The following is a 20,755-nucleotide window of genomic DNA, read 5'->3' on the forward strand; positions in this document are numbered from 1 at the left end:
GGTTATAACGAGTTCAATAATTCATCATCAACCGTATTAGGAAGAGTTACTTTTAAATTTGGTTCTACTTCCATAGCACGTTTAATAGCAAAAACAGCTTCTTCATTTCTAGCCCAACTTCGTCTTGCGATTCCGTTATTTACATCCCAAAATAGCATTGATTTTAAGCGTCTTTCTGCGTCTGTAGTACCATCAAGAACCATACCAAATCCGCCATTTATAACTTCTCCCCAACCAACACCACCACCATTATGGATGCTTACCCAAGTTGCTCCTCTAAAGCTGTCTCCAATAACATTATGTATTGCCATATCTGCCGTAAAGCGAGATCCATCGTAAATATTACTAGTTTCTCTATATGGCGAATCTGTTCCTGAAACATCATGATGATCACGACCTAAAACAACATATCCAATCTCTCCTTTTGCAATAGCATCATTAAAAGCTTTTGCAATTTTCATTCTACCCTCTGCATCAGCATATAGTATTCTTGCTTGTGAGCCAACTACTAATTTATTTTCTTGAGCTCCTTTTATCCATTGGATGTTATCAGACATTTGTTGCTGAATTTCTTCAGGTGAATTAGTCTTTATGTCTTCTAGAACTTTACAGGCAATAGCATCTGTTTTAGCTAAATCTTCTGGTTTTCCTGAAGCACAAACCCAACGAAATGGTCCAAATCCATAATCAAAACACATTGGACCCATTATGTCTTGAACATAACTTGGATATTTAAACTCACGTCCTAAAGTTGGATTATCTGACATTACATCAGCTCCAGCTCGAGAAGCTTCTAATAGAAAAGCATTTCCGTAATCAAAAAAGTAAGTGCCTTTTGCGGTGTGTTTATTAATTGCTTTAGCATGACGACGCAATGTTTCTTGAACCTTTTCTTTAAATAATTGTGGATTGTTTGCCATCATAGTATTGGCATCTTCAAATGAAATATCTACAGGGTAATAACCTCCAGCCCAAGGATTATGAAGTGAAGTTTGATCACTTCCTAAATCGATATGTATATCTGCTTCATCAAACTTTTCCCATACTTCAACTATATTTCCTAAATAAGCAATTGAAACTGTTTCTTGTTCAGCTTTAGCTTTTTTTACTCGAGCAACAAGTGCGTTTAAATCGGTAATTTTTTCGTCTATCCAACCTTGGTCTAATCTAACTTGAGTGATTTTTGGGTTTACTTCTGCACAAACTGTAATACATCCAGCTATGTTACCAGCTTTTGGCTGTGCTCCTGACATACCTCCTAATCCAGACGTAACAAACAAGTTTCCTTTCGGCGATTTTTTTATTTTTCTGAAACCATTTAATACTGTAATAGTTGTGCCATGAACAATACCTTGTGGTCCAATATACATATAGCTTCCTGCAGTCATCTGTCCATATTGAGTGACTCCTAAAGCGTTGAATTTTTCCCAATCATCAGGTTTAGAGTAATTAGGAATCATCATTCCGTTGGTAACGACAACTCTTGGAGCTTCCTTATGACTTGGAAACAATCCCATTGGATGTCCAGAATACATAACAAGTGTTTGCTCATTAGTCATTTCTGCTAAATACTTCATGGTTAATCTGTATTGAGCCCAATTAGAAAATACGGCTCCATTACCACCATAAGTAATTAATTCATGAGGATGCTGTGCAACTGCATAATCCAGATTATTCTGTATCATTAACATTATAGCTGCAGCTTGTTTTGATTTTGCAGGATATTCATCAATTGGTCGCGCATACATTTTATAATCTGGGCGCAAACGATACATGTAAATACGTCCATAAGTATCTAATTCGTGCTTAAGCTCTGGTAATAATTCTGCATGGAATTTTTTATCAAAATAGCGTAATGCGTTTCGTAATGCTAGCTTTTTTTCCTCATCAGTAAGTATCTCTTTACGCTTTGGGGCATGATTTATTGACGCTTCGTATGGTTTTGGTTGAGGTAATATACTAGGAATACCTTCTAAAATTTGATCTTTAAACGTTGCTGTAGTTACTTGCATTACTTTTTTTTTAAAATCTGTATTTTTATTAAAACCATAAGGACAGTGTCTGCATCCACTTTCGCAACAATAACCACGTTTTAAATGATATTGCTCTGTGAAACAGCGATATCCTTCTGGTGTTAAGTAATAATCGCCTTCTTCAATAGGGACATATTTCTTCATATATCACAAAGATAATGTAAATTAGAAAGATTTTTGAGATTGATAAAATATGATTTTTATATTTAAATATATAGTGCCAAAAGGTTATACAGGAATTACCATTTTTCCATTTGTGTTTTTGAAGTATAAAGCATCAAAAGCTGATAAAATATTGATTAATCATGAGATGATTCATTTAAGACAGCAAATAGAATTGTTAATTATTCCTTTTTTTATTTGGTATGGGTTTGAATTTTTAATTAGATGTATTCAATATAGAAACAGAAATTTAGCTTATAGAAATATTTCTTTTGAACGCGAAGCTTACGCAAATGAAAACGACTTTAATTATTTAAAATCGAGATCGTTTTTTAATTATTTAAAATATCTTCGCAGGCATGATTTTTAGTCTAAATAAAAGCGTTAATCAATATGTGAATTTTCTCAATTCATCAAATGTTGAGATTTATATAAAACGTGAAGATGCTATTCATTCATTTGTTTCGGGTAATAAATACCGAAAACTAAAGTACAATTTGTTAGAAGCTAAGCAGCTTAATAAGAATACGCTATTAACCTTTGGAGGTGCATATTCTAATCATATTGCAGCAGTAGCTTCGGCTGGTAAAGAATTTGGATTTAAAACAATTGGAATAATTAGAGGAGAAGAATTAACATCAAAAATTGAATCTAATCCTACCTTAAAATTTGCTCAGCAAAACGGAATGGAATTTAAGTTTATTTCCAGAGAAGAGTATAAATTAAAAACTTTAGAGAGTTCAAATAAGCAATTAGAAGTAGAGTTTGATGACTTTTATTTAATACCTGAAGGAGGTACAAACAGTTTGGCTATAAAAGGATGTGAAGAGATTTTAACAGATGTAGATTTTGATTATGATTATATCTGTTGTTCTGTTGGTACAGGAGGAACAATTTCAGGACTAATAAATAGCTCTAAACTCAATCAAAAAATTATTGGATTTCCTGCTTTAAAAGGTGATTTTTTACAAGAAGAAATTAGTAAATTTGCCACGAAATCTAATTGGGAACTTGTTACTGATTATAATTTTGGAGGTTATGCCAAAATAAATGAGAAATTAATCAGTTTTATAAACCAGTTTAAGAAAGAAAATAATATTCCGTTAGACCCTGTTTATACTGGTAAAATGATGTATGGAATTTTTGATTTGGTAAATAAGGGACATTTTCCAAAAGGCTCAAAAATTTTAGCTATTCATACTGGTGGACTCCAAGGTATAGAAGGAATGAATAAAACTTTGAAACAGAAACAACTACCTTTAATACGCTAATAAATATATGAAACGCATCCTTTTAGTCTTAATACTTGGTTTAGTAATTGTGAGTTGTGGCTCCAAAAAGCGTATAGTAACCAAAAAGAAAAACTCTAAAGCAAAAACTGAGCGAGTTATTGTAAAGACTGAAACAAATAAAACTACAGAAATTGAAGATGATAAAGTAGAAGAGGAAGATATTAAATCGACACCTGTTTCTAGTTATACAAATACAACTGAAGATTATATAGCAAATTTTAGTGACATTGCTAAAGTAGAAATGCGTAAATATAAAATTCCTGCGAGTATTACATTAGCACAAGGTATATTAGAGTCTGCTTCAGGTAAAGGCAGATTGGCTGTTGAAGCAAATAATCATTTTGGAATAAAATGTCATGATTGGACTGGAGACACTATTCATCATGATGATGATGCGTCACAAGAATGTTTTAGAAAATACAAACATGCTAATGAATCGTTTGAAGATCATTCAAAGTTTTTAACTACAAGAAGTCGTTATTCAGGGCTGTTTAAGCTAGATGAAGATGATTATGAAGCTTGGGCAAAGGGATTACGTGCTGCTGGTTATGCTACAGACAAAAAATATCCTGAAAAATTAATAAGCCTAATTGAAAGATTTCAGTTATATAAATACGATGAAGAAGTTTTAGGAACTCCAACAAAAAAGAGGGCAAAATCGTCTGATCAAATTACTCACGAAGTCGTGAAAGGAGATACCTTATATTCGTTATCTAAACGATATAATTTAACGGTTCAAGAGCTTCAAAAATTAAATGGGTTGTCTGATAATAGTATAAGTATTGGTCAAATCCTTATTGTAAAATCTAATTAAGATAATGTTATACCAACGTAGTAGTGCTTTATTTAAAGAAGCAGAACAAGTTATTCCTGGTGGAGTAAATTCTCCAGTAAGAGCATTTAAAGGAGTTGGAGGCACTCCAATTTTTGCAAAGTCTGCTAAAGGAGCTTATGTGTTTGATGAAGATGATAATAAATTTATCGATTATATAAATTCTTGGGGACCAATGGTACTTGGTCATGCTTATGATCCAGTAATTAAAGCGGTTATAGAAAAAGCAAAACTTGGAACATCGTTTGGAATGCCAACAGAAATTGAAACAAAAATTGCAGAATTAGCAGTTTCAATGGTGCCAAATATTGATAAAATACGTTTTGTTAATTCTGGTACAGAAGCATGTATGAGTGCTGTTCGTTTGGCTAGAGGGTTTACTAAAAAAGATAAAATAATAAAATTTGCTGGTTGCTATCATGGTCATAGCGATTCGTTTTTAATTGCAGCAGGAAGTGGAGCTGTTACATTTGGTACACCAAATAGTCCAGGTGTTACAAAAGGCACAGCTAAAGACACATTACTTGCAAGATATAACGATATTGATAATGTTAAAGAGTTAGTTGAAGCTAACAAGAGTGAAATAGCATGTATTATTATAGAGCCTGTTGCAGGTAATATGGGTTGTATACCTCCAAAAGATAATTTTCTTCAAAAATTGAGAAACTTATGTGATGACAATAATATTCTTTTAATTTTTGATGAGGTAATGACTGGTTTCCGCTTGGCAAAAGGTGGAGCTCAAGAACTTTATAAAGTGAATGCAGATATTGTTTGCTTCGGAAAAGTTATAGGTGGAGGTTTGCCAGTTGGAGCATTTGCTGCTCGAAATGAGATTATGAATTATTTAGCTCCAATAGGTCCTGTTTATCAGGCAGGAACTTTAAGTGGAAATCCATTGGCTATGGCAGCTGGTTTAGCAATGCTTACTGAATTAAATAATGATAAAGAAGTCTTTAATAGATTAGCAGAAAAAACCGAATATCTACATAAAGGTTGTGCTGATGCACTTAAAAAGAACAACATTACTCATACTATTAATAGAGTAGGCTCAATGATATCAATTCATTTTGATAAAGACGAAGTTGTTGATTTTGAAAGTGCAGCAAAAGGCAATAACGATACTTTTAAAGCCTTTTTTCATGGCATGTTAAACGAAGGAGTTTATATTGCTCCAAGTGCTTTTGAAACTTGGTTTATAAGTGATGCACTGACCTATAAAGATATTGATGATACTATTGCCGCTGTAGATAAAGTTGCAAAACAACTATAATAAAAAAAGGCGATTAAAAAATTTTAATCGCCTTTTTTATATTTTGAAAGAAAATATTATTGATCGTCAGAAATACTATTATTAGTTGTTAAATACAACTCGTATTGTTCTTCAGTAAATATTTTTTTGAATCTTTTAAAAAGCATTGATTCTACTTTTTGTTTGTCTTCATCAGAAATAACATCACCATTAGCAATACTTTGGTTTACGTTATACATTTTACTTTCGTATGCTTGATAAACTAAATATACTTCTTCTTCAGTTTCTGCATCAAACTTTATAATTTTTTTAAGTTCTTGAGTTTTTGTGAATGCTGCTTGGTTAATTTCTACCATAGTTTGTCCATTCATGGTTTGTGTACCAAGAACTAAAGCAAAAGCAAAAACGCAAAGTGTAATTATTTTTTTCATCGGATTAATTTTTTAAAAATAAATAAGATACTAAAGTAATGATTTTTTTGAATATAAACATAAATAAAAAAGACACTGATATATAATCAATGCCTTTTCATGAATAACTCAATACTAACTAGGTATTAAAATTTATTGTTTATGCTCTTTTTTAAAATTTCTTTTTCCTCGTTCTCCACTTCTTTTTGCTTGAATTTTTTCCCATTTTTCAAATTGCTCAGCATTTAAAATTGCCTTCATTTTTTTCTTCATTGCAATTTGATGATCAAGCTTTTCGTTCATCATTTTTACTCTTTCTTCATTTGAAGGCTTTTTTGTTTCACCTTCTCCTTTTCTGGCTTTATACTCTTCCATTTTAGCTTTTCTAGCTTTTGCCTCTTCCAAAAGTAATTTTTCAACATCACGTTGTTGAGCGTCTGTAAGATCTAGATGCAACGTCATTTTTTTTGTTTGCAGTTTTGCAATGTCTTCTGCACTCATATCTTGACGAGCTTCCATACGTTCTTTCATTTCGCCTTTTCGTGCCTCTTTTTTATTTTCTTGTGCAGTTGCTTGTAAAGTAAAAACAGCAAGTGCTATCATTAATAGGTTTTTCATGTTTTAATTTTTTAAAGTTACGCTTCTTTGACTTCAGACTTTTAAAATGGTTTAATGCGTTTTAGATTTTTAACTACTAATTAACAATTTGCGCTTTTTTGATGAGGTCTAAAGTTGTGATATATAAATCGTTTTGTTCCATTTTGCTTTTTAACCAAGCATAAAAACTCATGACAAAAATATCTTCACGTTCTGCTTCAATCCACTCAAACGAGCTATCTACTTTGTTTATAAAATCTGATGAGTTTATATGCTCTGGATTTTTGTAATAAGACTCTACAAAACTTAAGTACATAATAACACGTTCTTGTTTTATTTGTTTTAAATAATTGTAGTATTGTCTTCTAAAGCTCAATAAGCGAGACTCTACCAAATCGATATTTTTAAGTTCGATATGCAATATTATTTCTATTAGATTTTTTTTAATAACCCATTCTTTACCTGCTTTTTCAGTATAATAATGATCTGTGTGGTAGAATTTTGAGAAGATGTGTTGTGCTTTTTTAAATTCGCTTTTCTGTATGTAAAACATCACTAAACTTAAATAGATGTCAAGTAATGACTCAGTGTCTGCATGCTTTGGGATTTTGAAGGTTTCTAATAATACAATTGCTTTTTCCTGCTGGTTTGAGTAATTGTAATTGAGTGCAAGTAGTAAATTGTATTTTAGTTTGAATGTATTATAATATTTTTTTCGACTACTTAACATTAGCTGATGCATTAACTCTAAATAATGAGTTGAATCGTTAAACTTTTTGTTTCTGAATAATGTGTTTGCAATCATATACACTACCTGAATATGATAAAATAATTGCTTGTCCTTGGTTTTATGTTCTTTAATCGCTTTGTATGTATCTATCAAAAAGGATTCAATTTTCAAGTAGTCATTAGTTACAAACGCCGAAATACTCACTATAGTCATTAACTGATATAAAGATTTAAAGGACATCGACTCGCTAATGCTTATGTTGTGTTCTTGTAATGTTTGGTTTAGTATTGTCTGAAAGTCTATTATCTCGCCTCTGTAAGTGATATTGTTAAGTGTTTGCCTAATTTTTGCATATACTATATTAAGTTCGTCTTCGAGATAGTGATTTTTTTGGTTGGCTTTAAATTTTTTGATGATATCATCAATGTTTACTGATGTATATGCATAAGCATACTGAATTTTTGTATGATAAATTTCATTAAGAATAGTGAATAGGTAATGCTCTTGAGCCAATGTTTCTGCTTTGTCTAAAATACTGTAGGCTACCTTTGGTTTACTGTGTAGTAAAAAGGTTCTTGCAGCAACTATATATTTTATAATTTGCATGTCAACAGAGTTTTCTTCTTCAATTGTGCTGTTTGCTATAAAATCAATCAACGACTGGTATAAACGTTTCCGTAGTGCATGATATGCGTCTTTCTTGTTGCTTTTGTATAGTTTGAGACAAAGCTCTTTTGAAGTATAGTCATCTTTAGTCAAAAGCTTAAATAGTTGAATGTTTTTTGTGTCATTGCGCTTGTTCTTTTTCTCTAAATAGGCGATGAATTTCTGTTGTTCTTCATTAGAAAATGTTGAAATTATTGCATTTAAATCTGTCATTAAATCGTCAGTTAAATATTTATTTGATTAATAAATATGGTATTTAAGATGTATAAATATAAAAATATATCGTCAGTAAATTGTAAAAATTGTGTTTTAAGTGAAGCCAATTCGTCGCAGATTTGCCATGTAATCAACAAAACAAAATTATTATGACACGATTTATTAAAGTATCAGTTTTTGTAATTGTATTAACAGCAATTACAGTCTACTCAAAAACTATTCAATATGAAATAATTGAAAACTACAATTCATGTATTGAGTTTATGGCAAGCAACGTACAAGTGCCTAATGGATTTTAATTACTAATTATGAAGCTTAAACAAGTTAATACAGCTTTTTTAGTTACAACTGGAGTTTCGGTTTTGGTATTTATATACCTGGTTTTTTTGGGCTATGATGAGATAAAAACCCTTAAAGATGTTATAAAAATTATTGCATCTATCTTGTTTCCAATACCAATGTTGTTTTTTGTGAGGTTTATTTTAATTGAACATTTTTTACCACAAAATAGCGATGAGTATAAACTCAAAAACCAAAAGCCAGCTACAGTTTTATTAATATTAACAGTAGTTATTAGTATTAGTTTTATGCAATTACTTGAGTATACTACGAGTCAAAAATTAGAAGACAACCTCATTTTTGCACACCTAATTAATTCAACTACCATTAGTAGCTATGTGCTAAATTACATACTATACAATAACTTGAGAGCTAACGGAATTTTAAGCGGAGTGTTACTCTCATTAGCCATTCATGTTTTCTTTTTATCTGCTTAATAATATAAAGTTTAATCATCAAAATTTTAAAATTATGAATCTATTTTTTAACAATCAGAACCCAAAAAGTAATTCGAGCAAACGAGAATTATTATTTACATTTCAATCTATCATTGTAACTGGCTTATTGGCCTTTACAGCTATCGCTTTTTTTGTGTATAACGATTTATCCATAATTAAGGGTATCAAAATTATTTTTGCACCATTTTTATCAGTTGTGCCATTGCTCTTTATTTTATCAATTTTAAGAGATTTACAAAAAGGCTTTTTAGAAGGTAACTATAGTAAAGCAGAAATTATCAAGTTTTGTGTCATAACAGTTGCAATCACAGCAGCATTTACAGGGATTACTTTTCTGCTCTCTAAAATAGATGCTTTAGAAATTTTACTGGCTGCAATTATGGCTATATTAAGTGCTATTTTTTTCTTAAAAAGCAAAATTAAAGATATACTCGGAATGAGTATTGTTACAGGAATTGCTGAAGGCATCATCGTTTATATGATTTTTTTGTTTTGATGATTGGTTAGTTAGTTAACCCAGGACCTCACAGGTTTGGGCTTGTGAGGTTTTAAACAAAAGAATAATAGTTTACATTTAACCTGAAAATCAAAAAAGATGAACTTAAAACTCATAAAAGAATTGCCTGAATTGATAGAAAACAAGGTTATATCAAAAGAGGTAGCTTTAAGCATAGAGCAGTATTATCATTCTAAACAAAATAACTCTCCTAACAAATTATTTATGGTCTTTGGTGTGTTGGGATCTATTTTGGTTGGATTAGGAATTATACTAATACTTGCTCATAATTGGGATGACTTTACAAGAAGCACAAAAACTATATTTGCATTTTTACCACTGTTAATAGGGCAGTTTTTTGTAGGTTTTTCAATACTAAAAAAGAAGAGTGCAACTTGGAAAGAGGCATCAGGCACATTTTTGTTTTTTGCTGTAGGAGCAAGCATATCCCTTGTTGCACAAATTTATAATATTCCAGGTAATATGAGTTCATTTTTACTCACTTGGATACTGCTTTGCTTACCTCTAATTTATCTGCTCAAATCTAATTCAATAATGATTCTGCATTTGGTTTTCATAACCTGGTATGCATGCTCTTATGGTTATAGTTTTATGAATTATGGTAATTCACCTTGGTTATATTTAGCTCTTTTGGCTTTGTCATTGCCACATTATTGGCAACTCTTAAAACATAAACTAGATGCCAATATAACATCTATTATAAATTGGCTTGTTCCATTAAGCTTAATAATTACACTTGGAACTTTTGTGGAACACGAAGAGGCTTTAGGTTTTTTACTTTATCTCCTTTTATTCAGTTTATTTTATAACATAGGCAAGATACCTTACTTTGAAAACCAAAAATTAAGACGTAATGGGTTTTTGATAACTGGTTCACTCGGAATAGTCACCATACTTTTAATTGCAAGTTTTAGATGGTTGTGGAAAGATATTATCAGAATTGATTCTTTTCAAGTACAGGAACTTTATATGTCAGCGATTTTATTTTTGATGTCAATTTTAACTCTTGTGTATTTATACCTAAAGCACAAGGTGAAGAGTTTTAATATCTTTCAGTTCGTGTTTGTAATTTTTACAGTTTTATTTTTTATAGGAATCAACAATGAAATTGTTCCAGCAATTCTTGTCAATATGCTAATTTTTGCATTAGGTGTAGTTACTGTAAAAATCGGAGCCGATAAGTTTCACTTTGGTGTATTGAACTATGGCTTACTTATTATAGCAGCACTTGTAACATGTAGGTTTTTTGATACAGATATGAGTTTTGTTTTAAGAGGATTATTATTTGTAGGAGTTGGTGTAGGTTTCTTTTTGACGAACTATTATATGTTGAAAAAACAAAAATCAAAAACAAATAGTTTAAAACAATAATTATGAAAACACTTTATATATTCATTCTGTTTATCATTGTCGTATGTGCTCAATTATTTGTGCCATCACAAATGGTATTTCAACAAGAAGATGTTCTTAAAACAGGTACAGCTTTTAAATTTAAAACACAGCCAGTTGATCCATCAGATCCATTTAAAGGCAAGTATATTTTTTTGAATTATGAAGCTAGTACTTTTTCAACAGCTGACACTACTTGGCAGCGCAATGAAGATGTCTATGTAACAATAAAACACGATAGTTTGGGATTTGTTCAGGTAACTGAAGTGACTAAAAATGAGCCAAAATCAGAATTTTATATAAAAGCAAAAGTTGATTGGTATAATGAATTCGAAAAGGAGTTAAACATTGTATATCCATTTAATAAATTTTATATGGATGAAACAAAAGCATATAATGCTGAGTTAGCTCATATGAAAGCTCAACAAGATTCGATACCAAATAATACCTATGCATTAGTATTTATAAAAAACGGCAAAGCTGTTTTAGACAATGTTTTCATTAATGAAATACCTATTGCCAAATATGTTGAAAAGTAATTTCGAAATACTTAACTTTGAATCAAATCAAAAAACACTAATTAAGATGAAAAAAATAATAGCATTGTTTATGGTTACTATAGTTGCCTTTTCTTGTAAAGAAGAAAAAAAAGAAGAACCTGTAACTGAAGAAACAACACAAACAGAAATGCAAAAAAACTTAAGTAAATATGTGACAGTTAAGTTAACTGCAGATGTAAGTAAACTTACAGAAAACGAACGTAAAATGATTCCTATTCTTATCAAAGCGGCAGATAAAATGAACGATTTGTTTTGGTATGAAGCTTACGGAAATAAAGACGAATTATTAAATTCCATTGCTGACGAAGACACAAAAGCCTTTGTGAAAATCAATTATGGTCCTTGGGGAAGATTGAATGGAAACGAGCCATTTGTGGAAGGTGTTGGTCCAAAACCTAAAGGTGCAAACTTTTATCCGAAGGATATGACCAAAGAAGAGTTTGAAGCTGCAGACATTAAAGATAAATCTAGTATTTACAACTTTGTGCGTCGTGATGAAAATGGTAAGCTGTATTCTATTCCTTATCACAAACAATTTGAAAAAGAAGTTAGAGAAGTTGCCGATTTATTATTAGAAGCCTCAAAATTGGCTGATGATGCAGGTTTAAAAAAATATTTGGAGTTAAGAGCACAAGCGTTATTAGATGACAACTATCAACCAAGTGATTTGGCTTGGATGGATATGAAAACAAATACTCTAGATATTGTTATTGGTCCAATTGAAACTTACGAAGATGCCTTATTTGGTAACAAAGCTGCGCATGAAGGATATGTGCTAATTAAAGATATGGAGTGGAGTGAGCGTTTAGCACGTTTTAGTGCTTATCTTCCAGAATTGCAAGTTGGACTTCCTGTAGACGAAAAATACAAAAAAGAAACTCCAGGAACAGATAGCGATTTAAACGCTTATGATGTTGTTTACTATGCTGGAGATTGTAATGCAGGAAGTAAAACTATTGCTATTAACCTTCCAAATGATGAAGAAGTACAATTGCAAAAAGGAACACGTCGTTTACAATTAAAGAATGCTATGCGTGCCAAATTTGATAAAATTATGGTTCCGATTTCTGAAGTGTTGATAGACGAAAGCCAACGTAAACACATTACTTTTGATGCCTTTTTTGCTAACACAATGTTTCATGAAGTAGCACACGGATTAGGAATTAAGAACACTATTAATGGTAAAGGAACAGTAAGAACAGCTCTTAAAGAACACTCAAGCGCTTTAGAAGAAGGGAAGGCTGATATATTAGGATTATATATGATTCAGCAATTAAATGCTAAAGGAGAGTTAACAGACGATTTAAAAGATAACATGGTTACTTTTATGGCAGGAATTTTCCGTTCTGTACGTTTTGGAGCTTCATCAGCTCACGGAAAAGCGAACATGATTCGTTTTAACTTCTTTAAAGAAAAAGGTGCTTTCACGAGAAATGAGAACGGAACTTACAAAGTAGACTTCGATAAAATGATTGTGGCTATGAAAGAGATGTCTAATCTTATTTTAACGCTTCAAGGTAATGGTGATTATGAAGGTGTAGCTAAATTAGTTGCAGAAAAAGGAACAATTTCTGCAGAGTTGCAAGCCGATTTAGATCGCTTAAGTGAAGCAAACATTCCTGTAGATGTAATTTACGAACAAGGAACCGAAGTTTTAGGACTTTAGTTTTTAACAATTTGATATTTAAAGGCTTTGGTATTGTTGCTAAAGCCTTTTTTTATATCTTGTATGGAGTAATACATTCCTCTTAATGGCATATTGGGTATCTACATTTATAACTATTGTAATTATTTATATTGCAGTAAGCATTGCTTTGTACTATTTACAAGACTACATGCTATTTAAGCCAGAAAAGCTACCTAAAGATTTTCAGTTTAATTATGATAATCAAAAGTTTGAAGAACATAATCTAGAAACCAGAGATGGTGCCATTATCAATGGTATTCAATTCAAACCAAAAGGCGAGAGTAAAGGCGTTGTTTTATATCTAAAAGGTAATTCTAAAAGTATTAAAGGTTGGGGGAAATTTGCTGTCGATTTTACTAGGCTTGGTTATAATGTATTAATGGTCGATTATCGTGGCTTTGGCAAAAGTACAGGACGACGTTCTCAAAAAGCAATAAAGAGAGATTTACAAGAGGTGTATAACAAGTTGAAGGAATTAACAACCGAAGACCGAATTATACTTTATGGACGCTCATTAGGTTCAGGCTTTGCAGCAAAATTAGCTTCTATGAATAACCCAAGAATGCTCATTTTAGATGCGCCTTATTATAGCTTAACTAAAGTTACTGCACGTTACGCTCCTTTTATGCCTTTATCGTTGTTAATGAAATATCCATTACCAACTTACAAATGGTTAAAATATGTGCAATGTCCAATACATATTATTCATGGTACACATGATAAATTAATTCCTTATAAAACAAGTGTGAAATTATCACAAGTAAATCCGAAACTCACCAAATTGCATACTGTTATTGGTGGTGGACATAAAGATTTGAATAATTTTGAATCTTATCATTTAATGCTAGAAGATATTATCCGTTCTAAACCAAAATCAATCGATTTAACCACAACAAGCATCAATGTCAATCACAGTTCCAAAAAAGCTTAAACAGGGTCTTAAAAAGGCTATAATAATTATATTAGGATTATATGTTATGATAGGAATGGCGTTGTATTTACTTCAAGAAAAAATATTATTCAGACCAACGGTTTTACAACAAGATTATAAGTTTGAGTTTTCTTATCCTTATGAAGAGTTATTTCTAAAAACAGATGAAAACGCAGTTATAAATGCTATTCATTTTAAAGTTGAAAACCCTAAAGGAGTTATTTTATATTTTCATGGAAATGCTGGTGATCTGCAACGTTGGGGAATGATTACAGAATTTTTTGTAGAAAAAGATTACGATGTTTTCGTAATGGATTATCGTACCTATGGAAAAAGCACAGGAGCATTAAGTGAAGCTGCACTTTATAGCGATGCACAGTTTTGTTATGACTATTTGAAGAAAAATTATAATACTGAAACGATAACTATTTATGGTCGCTCATTAGGAACTGGGATAGCAACTTATATCGCTTCAAAAAATGTAGTAAAGCAATTAATTTTGGAAACACCATATTACAGTATTACTAATGTGGCTAAACATCGATTTCCAATATATCCAGTAACTAATCTTTTAAAATATAAATTGCCTTCATTTGAATTTATTAAGAAAGTTAATAGTCCAATTTTCATATTTCATGGGACTGACGATGCTGTTGTACCTTTTAAATCTGGGAAAAAACTATCAGAAATTGCATCAAAAAACCAATTGAATTTTACAACAATTGAAGGTGGTAATCATAATAACTTGATAGAGTTCGATGCTTATAAACAAGGAATTGATAATATATTAAAATAAAAAAGGCTTCCAATTGGAAGCCTTTTTAAGTATATCAAAAAAATTATATTAACCTTTTGGGTTTAGTATAGCATCAATACGTTTTAATGCATCTTGCAAGTGTATTCTACTCATAGAGTCACCTGTTCTGCCTAAACCAGATCTTATAGCACTTTGTAAAGACACTAATTCAGCTCTAACGACTGCTCTAATATCAGATTGACTAGTATTTACAGCAGTAGATTTTACGTAAGGACTGTTTGTTCTTCCACTTTGGTTTTCAGCAGTCATTAAATACTCTAATCTATCAATATGAGCACGTTGTAAATTACGTCTGTAAGTATCAATTTTCTTTCCGCTTCGTAATTCACTCCAAACGCCATTTCTTAAATCGCGAGTCATATCAATAAGCTTGTAAGCCTCATTTCCATTAAGGGCTTCGTTTTCAATCATACGTGCCATTTTTCCTAAGCTTAAAATATTGTTTAGAGTACGTTCTTGTAATCCTCTAACTCTTTCAGTGGAACCAGCAAATTCAATACGACCAAAAATCTCTTTATCTAATAACCATTCAGGTGTTTCAAATAAATTATTTTGAATAAAATCTAGAGCTCTTTTTTGATGATTTTTATCTACATAAGTATAAACTGCTCCAGCTTGATCAGATGTTTTATAATGCTCATAAACACCACCAATATTATTAGATACATGTCCCATGTACCTGTTAAATTGCGAAATTACATGACCATACATTTCATCTAAATCATCGTAGCCTTCACCATTTTTTGTAGTCCATTTTATTAGGTTTGGCACAATACGCTTTAGGTTTTTAATACCATATTCACTAGCCAACATAGCATCATCACCTAAATCTTCTGTTTGAGAACTTGGGTCAACTACATCTCCTGCTTGTTGATGACCAAATCTATACATAGGATTACCAGCGTATTTTAAAATCCAACTATCTAAAGTTTTCTTTTCGTCTTCAGGTGTTTTAGCATCTAAAATTGGTCTGTAACCCCAAGAAATAGCATACTTGTCATAAACTCCAATGTCTGGCATTAAAGCCACTCCTTTATCTTCTGGTTGAGCAATGTAGTTAAAACGAGCATAGTCCATAATTGAAGGTGCAGTACCATATTTTTTTGTGAATTCAGCACTACGTAAATCTTCAACTTTGTAAGCAACACTACTTCCCATGTTATGAGGTAGTCCTAATGTGTGACCAACTTCGTGAGACGATACAAAACGTATTAAACGTCCCATAATTTCATCTTTAAATTCTGGGCTTTGTGCGTCAGGATTAATTGCAGCTGTTTGTACAAAAAACCATCCACGTAAAAGCGACATTACATTGTGATACCAGTTAATATCACTTTCTAAAATTTCACCGCTTCGAGGATCGCTAACGTGAGGTCCATTTGCATTTGGTATTGGTGAAGCTAAATAGCGCACAACAGAATAACGAATATCTTCTGGGCTCCATTCTGGATCTTCTTCAACAGTTGGAGGATCTTTAGCTATAATAGCATTTTTAAATCCTGCAGCTTCAAAAGCTACTTGCCAATCTTCAATACCTTGTTTTATGTAAGTTCTCCATTTTTCTGGAGTAGCTCTATCAATATAATAAACAATTTGTTTTTTAGGCTCTACTAATTCACCTCTTTTAAATTTCTCAATATCTTCATCCTTCACTTCTAATCTCCAACGATCTAAATAGGTAACAGTTTTACTTCTTTGATCTTCTAAACCATAATCAGTTTGATTACTTGTAAACCATCCTACGCGCTCATCAAACATACGACGCATCATAGGAACTTTTGGTAATAAAATCATAGAGTTGTTTAACTCAATAGATATTGTTCCTGTGTCTGAGTTTGATGGTGGATCTCCTGCATTATAAGTTTTAACATGTCTAGACTCAATATTTAAAGGGTAACTTTTAATACTTTCTATATATGATAAATCGTTTTCAATACGAGATACTTTATAGTTTTTTCTACTCCATTCAGGTAAGCCAAGTGGCTTAATATCTTTACTAAATAAATCTGTAACATCAATTACTGTATGTAATGAGTCTTTACTAATAGCCTTTATAGGGAAAGTAAATAATACAGGCTCAAAGTTGGAGTTTACAACAGCTTCATGTATTGGTAAAGAATCTGCAGCAACAACATTGTGTGAAACCACTCTTAAAAGCACTTTTTTATCTTTTTTCTGCCAACGCAACACTTGTTCGTTTTGCTTTCCACCACCAAAGCCTAAGCCACTAGCAGTTTTAGCAATACGAGTTACCATTAACATTTCTCGTTCAAAAAGTGAGTCTGGAATTTCATAAAAAAAGCTATCATCTATTTTATGAACTTTGAATAGTCCATCATCAGTTTTAGCTTCTTTTGTAATAACCTTATCGTAAGGTTGAATATCGTCTTTGCCTGCCTTCTTTACAGGTTTTGCATCTGCACTAGCTGATGCTGCGTCTTTTGATTTAGCTGCCTTTTTTGCTGTATTACAAGAAAACACAAAAAAGATTGAAACTAAAGTCAAAACTTTAATACTTAAATGTCTCAAAATGGTTGGAATTTTAATAGTTATAGCCGTGAAAATAAGGAATACTTACTTTACTTGGAAATACAATCTCTTTTTTAGTGTTTTTTTAACTAAAAATATTCAATAAAGGGTATTAAAAAAGCCACTTTATAGTGGCTTTTTTAATTTTTATATGGTTAAAATTATAACGATTCAAGGTATGGAATAATTAAATCTAATGCTTGAGTATGTGGTGTTGTTACACCTATAAAAGGCATACTATAGCCATCAATTGAAGTTTGAATCCTCGCCATAATACTCCAACGTTTATCATAAATATTAGAGTCATTAAATGATGTTTCGTAATTTAATTTTAAAGCTTCATAATAGTTTTCGTTATGAAAACCACCTGATGAATGGCAATGAGCGCAATTCATATCAAAATAAGCTCTAACTCTTGCTTCAGTTGGTTGTGATGCATCTTCCCAATTTGGTAGCACACTAACAGTACTTGGGTCTGAAGCACCAGTAAGATAGTTTCTGTCTTTTAAGGCTCTAAGTTGATTTATACCATTAATAGAAAAATTCATACTTCTAAGCTTTGGACCAATAGGAGTGACATTTAAGTATGTTTGGTGACATGTAAAGCAATCTTGATCACTTGGTATTTTATAGTTTACATTATTTGTTGAACCACTATTATCTACCCAAGTCACAGGAAGTGTTGAGCCAGTATTATCTAAAACAGCTTCAGTTTGAGATGCATTCCATTTGTAGTTACCTGTTAACCACTCTCCATTTACTTTTAATAAAACACGAGTTTCAATAATTGTTTTTCCTAAAAGTTCGTTTCTATCATCAATATTATAGTAAAATGTTTTAGCAATTAAAGTGTTATCAGGAAAGTTTGGTAAACCATCTCCATTATAAGTCATGCTTTCACCAGGTGGCAATGCAATAATTCTTTGTTTGTGTGCATAATCAGTATATAAAGCTGTATTTAATTTATACTCAAATGTATATACACTAGGTTGAAGGTTTTTTAAAGCGCCTTGAAACAGATTCAATTCAGATAAATTTGGTCTAAATTCTGCAACCACTAAAGGTGGCTGAGTTGAAAAACTTCTAACATCAGATAGTATACTAACATTGTTAGCATCACAAATAGATTTTACATAAAAATCATAAGATGTATTAGCTTGTAATCCAATTATTGTTATGCTTTTTTCAGTTGCATTTGCTGTTGAACCGCTACCAAGGACAAAACCTGTTGGACCATACTCAATTGTATAAGATGCAGAAGGATTATCGTCTTGCCAATGTAATGTAGCACTACTATGGGTAATATTACTTTCGCCTAGGCTGTAAGCAGTTTCACATTGTGGAACAAAAGTGTCGTCATTATTACATGAAACTAATAACAAAAGTAGAATTGCGAGTAAATTTAATTTTTTCATTTGGGTTTTATCTGATTAATAGCGAGTTGTGAAATTAATAAAAAACTTGAAACTAAAAAGTATTTATCGTTGTTTAGCTGAAAATATCTTTAATAGGTAACGATGTTATAAATAAAAAAAGCCTCGTTTTACGTGGCTTTTTTAATCTTTATTTAGACAATCTTACAAAATTTCAACAAACAATCCATCGTCTGTTTTGTTCACTTTTGCAAGTTTATTTTTTGTTAAACCTTTAATAGTTGCATCCCATTTTTTATTACTTAATGCCGATTGTTGCTTTAAAACATTTAGGTCTATTGGTGAGTTTGCTTTTAAAATTGCAAATACAGCTTTTTCTTCATCTGTCATTGCAACGGCTTTTTTCTCTGGTTTCATTTGAGGAAAAAACAACACTTCTTGTATAGATTGATTATTAGTTAAGAACATGATTAATCTATCCATACCTATTCCCATTCCAGAAGTTGGAGGCATTCCGTATTCTAAAGCTCTTAAAAAATCGTAATCTATAAATTGAGTTGCTTCATCATCTCCTTTTTCTGCTAGCTTTAATTGGTGCTCAAAACGCTCACGTTGGTCTATTGGGTCGTTAAGTTCTGAATACGCATTAGCAATTTCTTTACCACAAACCATAAGCTCAAAACGCTCAGTTAACTCAGGGTTTTCTCTATGCTCTTTACATAAAGGGCTCATTTCTTTTGGATAGTCAGTAATAAAGGTTGGTTGTATATAGTTACCTTCACATTTTTCACCAAAAATCTCATCGATTAGTTTTCCTTTACCCATTGTATCATCAACAGCAATTCCCATATCTTTGGCTGCTTTTCTGACTTCATCTTCAGATTTTCCAGTAATATCAAACCCAGTGAAATGTTTAATAGAGTCTGCCATTGTTACTCTTGCATAAGGCGCTTTGAAGTTAATTTTATGTTCTCCAAAAGTAGCTTCTGTAGTTCCGTTTACAGCAATTGCGCAATGCTCTAAAAGCTGCTCACAGAAATCCATCATCCAATTGTAATCTTTATAAGACACGTAAATTTCCATTGCAGTAAACTCTGGATTATGAGTTCTGTCCATACCTTCATTTCTGAAGTTTTTTGAAAACTCATAAACACCATCAAAACCACCAACGATTAGTCTTTTTAGATATAGCTCATTAGCAATTCGCATATATAATGGAATATCCAAACTATTGTGATGTGTAATAAATGGTCTTGCTGCTGCTCCTCCAGGAATAGGTTGTAATACAGGAGTTTCTACTTCAAAATATCCAGCGTCATTAAAAAAGCTACGCATTGCATTAAACAATTTTGTACGCTTTATAAATACTTCTTTTACTTGAGGGTTTACTACCAAATCTGCATAACGTTGTCTGTAACGTTGTTCTGGGTCAGTAAAGGCATCATATATAATTCCGTCTTTCTCTTTTGGTAATGGTAATGGTTTTAAAGATTTACTTAGTAATGTAAAATCTTTTACTCTAACCGATTTCTCTCCAACTTGAGTTGTAAATAATTCACCTTCTATACCAATAAAATCACCGAAATCTAATAATTTTTTGAAGACTTCATTGTATTTAGTTTTGTCTTCTCCAACACAAATTTCGTCTCTATTAAAATAGACTTGTACTTTACCTTCAGAATCTTGTAATTGAGCAAAACTTGCTTTTCCTTGAACTCTCATTGACATTAAACGACCAGCAATAACTACCTTTTTACCTTCTTTAAATGTTTCCTTTACTTGTTTAGAAGTATGGTCTACAGGATAAAGATTAGCAGGATAAGGGTTAATGCCCAACTCGCGTAATTTGTCTAATTTTTCTCTTCGGATGATTTCTTGTTCTGAAAGCTGCATTCTATAAAATTTTGAAATGCAAAATTACATTATTTACAAGAATTAACGCAAAAAAACCATTAGGTTTTGTAA

Annotated in this window: 19 protein-coding genes; 12 read left to right on the forward strand and 7 right to left on the reverse strand. The window is 31.6% G+C overall.

Going from position 1 to position 20,755, the window contains the following annotated elements; translation table 11 throughout:
* Positions 1-2: 2 nt before the first annotated feature.
* On the reverse strand, positions 3-2,177 hold the full coding sequence (hutU, locus tag IEW41_RS13185) for a urocanate hydratase (RefSeq protein WP_188606846.1): 2,175 nt from the start codon (positions 2,175-2,177) through the stop codon (positions 3-5).
* Positions 2,178-2,226: 49 nt separating this feature from the next.
* Here hutU and IEW41_RS13190 point away from each other — a divergent pair, with 49 nt between their 5' ends.
* From IEW41_RS13190 to hemL, 4 genes are read left to right on the forward strand one after another with little or no spacing between them, the layout of a single operon-like run.
* The gene (locus IEW41_RS13190) at positions 2,227-2,565 is read left to right on the forward strand and encodes a hypothetical protein (RefSeq protein WP_188606847.1); all 339 of its coding nucleotides are present in this window, start codon (positions 2,227-2,229) and stop codon (positions 2,563-2,565) included.
* A complete protein-coding gene (locus IEW41_RS13195; protein ID WP_188606848.1) occupies positions 2,555-3,466 on the forward strand; it encodes a 1-aminocyclopropane-1-carboxylate deaminase/D-cysteine desulfhydrase in 912 nt (303 codons plus the stop codon). The genes IEW41_RS13190 and IEW41_RS13195 overlap by 11 nt, the downstream gene beginning before the upstream one ends.
* Positions 3,467-3,473: 7 nt before the next feature.
* Positions 3,474-4,301 (forward strand): glucosaminidase domain-containing protein, encoded by an 828-nt coding sequence (locus IEW41_RS13200; protein WP_188606849.1) that lies wholly within the window; start codon positions 3,474-3,476, stop codon positions 4,299-4,301.
* Positions 4,302-4,305: 4 nt separating this feature from the next.
* Positions 4,306-5,592 carry a glutamate-1-semialdehyde 2,1-aminomutase gene (gene hemL, locus IEW41_RS13205; RefSeq protein WP_188606850.1) on the forward strand — a complete coding sequence of 429 codons (1,287 nt, stop codon included), beginning with the start codon at positions 4,306-4,308 and terminating at the stop codon, positions 5,590-5,592.
* 56 nt (positions 5,593-5,648) lie between these two features.
* On the opposite strand, the gene IEW41_RS13210 is transcribed toward hemL, so the two are convergent.
* The 3 genes from IEW41_RS13210 to IEW41_RS13220 form a co-directional block, all read right to left on the reverse strand.
* Positions 5,649-6,002: a hypothetical protein gene (locus tag IEW41_RS13210; protein WP_188606851.1), complete on the reverse strand. Its 354-nt coding sequence runs from the start codon at positions 6,000-6,002 to the stop codon at positions 5,649-5,651.
* Positions 6,003-6,134: 132 nt separating this feature from the next.
* On the reverse strand, positions 6,135-6,599 hold the full coding sequence (locus IEW41_RS13215) for a hypothetical protein (RefSeq protein ID WP_188606852.1): 465 nt from the start codon (positions 6,597-6,599) through the stop codon (positions 6,135-6,137).
* 76 nt (positions 6,600-6,675) lie between these two features.
* On the reverse strand, positions 6,676-8,187 hold the full coding sequence (locus IEW41_RS13220; protein WP_188606853.1) for a hypothetical protein: 1,512 nt from the start codon (positions 8,185-8,187) through the stop codon (positions 6,676-6,678).
* 152 nt (positions 8,188-8,339) lie between these two features.
* Between IEW41_RS13220 and IEW41_RS13225 the strand changes: the two genes are divergently transcribed.
* From IEW41_RS13225 to IEW41_RS13260, 8 genes are all read left to right on the forward strand, one after another.
* On the forward strand, positions 8,340-8,489 hold the full coding sequence (locus tag IEW41_RS13225) for a hypothetical protein (RefSeq protein WP_188606854.1): 150 nt from the start codon (positions 8,340-8,342) through the stop codon (positions 8,487-8,489).
* A 9-nt stretch (positions 8,490-8,498) separates the two neighbouring features.
* Positions 8,499-8,966 (forward strand): hypothetical protein, encoded by a 468-nt coding sequence (locus tag IEW41_RS13230; protein ID WP_188606855.1) that lies wholly within the window; start codon positions 8,499-8,501, stop codon positions 8,964-8,966.
* Positions 8,967-9,000: 34 nt separating this feature from the next.
* Entirely contained in the window at positions 9,001-9,483 is a 483-nt protein-coding gene (locus IEW41_RS13235) for a hypothetical protein (protein WP_188606856.1), read from the forward strand.
* Positions 9,484-9,582: 99 nt separating this feature from the next.
* Positions 9,583-10,875 carry a DUF2157 domain-containing protein gene (locus IEW41_RS13240; protein WP_188606857.1) on the forward strand — a complete coding sequence of 431 codons (1,293 nt, stop codon included), beginning with the start codon at positions 9,583-9,585 and terminating at the stop codon, positions 10,873-10,875.
* A gap of 2 nt (positions 10,876-10,877) precedes the next feature.
* Positions 10,878-11,432: a GDYXXLXY domain-containing protein gene (locus tag IEW41_RS13245; protein WP_188606858.1), complete on the forward strand. Its 555-nt coding sequence runs from the start codon at positions 10,878-10,880 to the stop codon at positions 11,430-11,432.
* Positions 11,433-11,478: 46 nt separating this feature from the next.
* Positions 11,479-13,119, forward strand: a complete 1,641-nt coding sequence (locus IEW41_RS13250) for a DUF8614 domain-containing protein (RefSeq protein ID WP_188606859.1) — start codon at positions 11,479-11,481, stop codon at positions 13,117-13,119.
* 85 nt (positions 13,120-13,204) lie between these two features.
* The gene (locus IEW41_RS13255; RefSeq protein WP_188606860.1) at positions 13,205-14,071 is read left to right on the forward strand and encodes an alpha/beta hydrolase; all 867 of its coding nucleotides are present in this window, start codon (positions 13,205-13,207) and stop codon (positions 14,069-14,071) included.
* The gene (locus IEW41_RS13260) at positions 14,043-14,867 is read left to right on the forward strand and encodes an alpha/beta hydrolase (RefSeq protein ID WP_188606861.1); all 825 of its coding nucleotides are present in this window, start codon (positions 14,043-14,045) and stop codon (positions 14,865-14,867) included. Before IEW41_RS13255 ends, IEW41_RS13260 begins: the two co-directional genes overlap by 29 nt.
* Before the next feature lie 48 nt (positions 14,868-14,915).
* Here IEW41_RS13260 and IEW41_RS13265 read toward each other — a convergent pair whose 3' ends face one another.
* The 3 genes from IEW41_RS13265 to lysS form a co-directional block, all read right to left on the reverse strand.
* Positions 14,916-17,420: a zinc-dependent metalloprotease gene (locus IEW41_RS13265; protein WP_188606883.1), complete on the reverse strand. Its 2,505-nt coding sequence runs from the start codon at positions 17,418-17,420 to the stop codon at positions 14,916-14,918.
* 158 nt (positions 17,421-17,578) lie between these two features.
* Positions 17,579-18,832 carry a fibronectin type III domain-containing protein gene (locus IEW41_RS13270; RefSeq protein ID WP_229660226.1) on the reverse strand — a complete coding sequence of 418 codons (1,254 nt, stop codon included), beginning with the start codon at positions 18,830-18,832 and terminating at the stop codon, positions 17,579-17,581.
* A gap of 162 nt (positions 18,833-18,994) precedes the next feature.
* The gene (gene lysS, locus IEW41_RS13275; protein WP_188606862.1) at positions 18,995-20,683 is read right to left on the reverse strand and encodes a lysine--tRNA ligase; all 1,689 of its coding nucleotides are present in this window, start codon (positions 20,681-20,683) and stop codon (positions 18,995-18,997) included.
* Positions 20,684-20,755 lie beyond the last annotated feature (72 nt).

Origin of the sequence: Aquaticitalea lipolytica, assembly GCF_014641635.1 — a bacterium.
GTDB classification, from domain to species: Bacteria; Bacteroidota; Bacteroidia; order Flavobacteriales; family Flavobacteriaceae; genus Aquaticitalea; species Aquaticitalea lipolytica.